This is a genomic window from Brevundimonas sp. (assembly GCF_044239655.1).
In the GTDB taxonomy this organism is placed as follows: domain Bacteria; phylum Pseudomonadota; class Alphaproteobacteria; order Caulobacterales; family Caulobacteraceae; genus Brevundimonas.
The window spans coordinates 1-2,587 of sequence record NZ_JBIIAY010000213.1 but is presented as its reverse complement, the minus strand read 5'-3'; the positions used below and the strand labels follow the sequence as shown (position 1 = coordinate 2,587).

Sequence of the window (2,587 nt, the reverse complement as noted above, 5' to 3'; positions counted from 1 at the left end):
CCCTGATAGCCGATCAGCGAGCGTGACGGGCATTTCAGCTGGATGCGGGTCTTGCCGGCGCCGGAGGGGCCCATGTCGGTCATCTCGGCCTTACGCGCCGACAGCTTCTCGATGACGATGCCCGAGAACTCGTCGTCGACGTCGATCATGACGTCCTCGATCGGTTCCAGCTTCTCGCCGTTCTCGCCGGTCTGGAAGACCACGCGCGGACGCGAGATCGAGACCTCGAAGCCTTCGCGGCGCATGTTCTCGATCAGCACGCCCAGCTGCAGTTCGCCACGGCCGGCGACCTCATAGGCGTCGCCGCCTTCGGTGGTCGTGACGCGGATGGCGACGTTGGCTTCGGCTTCCTTCAGCAGGCGGTCGCGAATGACACGCGACTGGACCTTGTCGCCTTCGCGACCGGCCAGGGGGCTGTCGTTGACCGAGACGGTCATGGAGATGGTCGGCGGATCGATGGGCTGGGCCGGCAGGGCCTCGGTGACCTCCATGGCGCACAGGGTGTCGGCCACGGTCGCCTTGGACATGCCGGCGATGGCGACGATGTCGCCTGCCTCCGAACCCTCGTCCAGGGCCTGGCGCTTCAGGCCTCGGAAGGCCAGGACCTTGGTGATCCGGCCGCGCTCGATTTCCTTGCCGTCACGGTCCAGGGCGTGGATCGCCATGCCGGGAACGGCCTTGCCGCTCTCGATCCGGCCGGTCAGGATCCGGCCCAGGAAGGGGTCGCTCTCGATCAGCACGTTCAGGATCTGGAACGGCTTGTCCTTGTTCTCCTGCACCTTGGGCGGCGGCACGTGGCGCACGATCAGGTCGAACAGGGGGGCCAGGGTGTCGTTGGGCTTGTTCAGGTCCAGGGTGGCCCAGCCGGCGCGACCCGAGGCGTAGATGTGGGGGAAGTCCAGCTGCTCGTCCGTCGCGCCGATGGCGGCGAACAGATCGAAGGCCTCGTTATGGACACGGTCGGGATCGGCGTGGGCGCGGTCGACCTTGTTGATGCAGAGGATGGGACGCATGCCCATCTTCAGCGCCTTGGTCAGCACGAATTTGGTCTGGGGCATCACGCCCTCTTCGGCGTCCACCAGGATGACGCAGCCGTCCACCATGCCCAGGATGCGCTCGACCTCGCCGCCGAAGTCGGCGTGGCCGGGGGTGTCGATGATGTTGATCCGGGTCTCGCCCGCCTCGCCGTTCCAGAGCACCGAGGTGCATTTGGCCAGGATGGTGATGCCGCGTTCCTTCTCCTGGTCGTTGGAGTCCATGGCGCGCTCGGTCGTCGCCTCATTGGCTCGGAAGACGCCGGACTGGGCGAGCAGCTGGTCCACCAGGGTGGTCTTGCCATGGTCGACGTGGGCGATGATGGCGACGTTGCGAAGGTTCATATCGGTCGTTCAATGCGAAAAGGCGGCCGCCCAAGTCAGGAATGGGTGCGGGGGCCGCTGGGGGAATGTGCGTCATGCGGGGAGGCGCGCGCCTCTTACAGGGGTGCGGACCAAAAGGCCAGTGGGGGACTTAAGTCTCGCTGCGAGACAGTCCGGCCCGGTTCCGCTATTCCGGTCGGACGGCCCCGGAAAAACCGAACCTCTACAAGGAAGACAGCGCGTGACCTTGACCTTCGAGCCGGCCCCCGGCGTCCTGGCTCCCACCACGACGGGCGAGAGATTTCCGGTCCGGCGGCTGTTCTGCATCGGCCGGAACTATGCCGCCCACGCGCGAGAAATGGGCAAGGACCCGGACCGCGAGCCGCCCTTCTTCTTCACCAGCTGGGCCGAGACGGTCGTGCCCGACGGCAGCGTCATCGCCTATCCGCAACAGACCCACGACTATCAGCACGAGATCGAGCTGGTCATCGCCATCGGCAAGTCGGGCCGTGACGTGGCCGAGGATCAGGCCCTGGACCTCGTCTATGGCTATGCGGCCGGACTGGATATGACCCGCCGTGATCTTCAATCGGTCGCCAAGGATGCGGGCCGTCCGTGGGATACCGGCAAGAATGTCGAACAGTCCAAGCCGCTGGGCCCGATCCGGCCCGCCGCCGGGTTCGACGCGTCGAAAGGGGCCATCAGCCTGAGCGTCAACGGCCGGCCGAAGCAGAAGGGCGATCTGGCGGACATGATCTGGTCGGTTCCCGAGGTGGTCGCGCACATCTCGCGCTACTATCGGCTGGAGCCCGGCGACCTGATCTATACCGGTACCCCGGCCGGGGTCGGGCCGGTGGTGAAGGGTGACATTCTGGTGGGCGCGATCGAGGGTCTGGGCGAACTGACCGTCACCATCGGCACGGAGGCGAACTGATCATGATCCTGCACGGCTATTTCCGGTCCTCGGCGGCGTGGCGCGTCAGGATCGTGCTGGGCTTGAAGGGGCTGACGACCGACAGCCGGTATCAGCATCTGCGCAAGGGCGAGCAGCTGTCGCCGGAATATCTGGCGGTCAATCCGCAGGGGTTGTTGCCCAGTCTGGTGCTGGACGACGGCACGGTGCTGACCCAGTCACTGGCGATCTGCGAATATCTGAACGAGGTCCAGCCCCACCCGCCTCTGTTGCCCTCCGATCCGGCCGCGCGGGCCCAGGTGCGCGGCTTTGCCCA

Annotated in this window: 3 protein-coding genes; 2 read left to right on the top strand and 1 reads right to left on the bottom strand. The window is 66.1% G+C overall.

Annotation, left to right across the window (positions count from 1 at the left end; all coding sequences use genetic code 11):
* Positions 1-1,379, bottom strand: a 1,379-nt coding sequence (locus ACILQR_RS16465) for a GTP-binding protein (RefSeq protein ID WP_395652439.1), incomplete at its 3' end; no start/stop codon positions are given.
* A 220-nt stretch (positions 1,380-1,599) separates the two neighbouring features.
* Between ACILQR_RS16465 and ACILQR_RS16460 the strand changes: the two genes are divergently transcribed.
* The gene (locus ACILQR_RS16460; protein WP_395652438.1) at positions 1,600-2,292 is read left to right on the top strand and encodes a fumarylacetoacetate hydrolase family protein; all 693 of its coding nucleotides are present in this window, start codon (positions 1,600-1,602) and stop codon (positions 2,290-2,292) included.
* 2 nt (positions 2,293-2,294) lie between these two features.
* Positions 2,295-2,587: glutathione S-transferase N-terminal domain-containing protein (locus ACILQR_RS16455; protein WP_395652437.1), on the top strand; the 293-nt coding region annotated here is incomplete at its 3' end.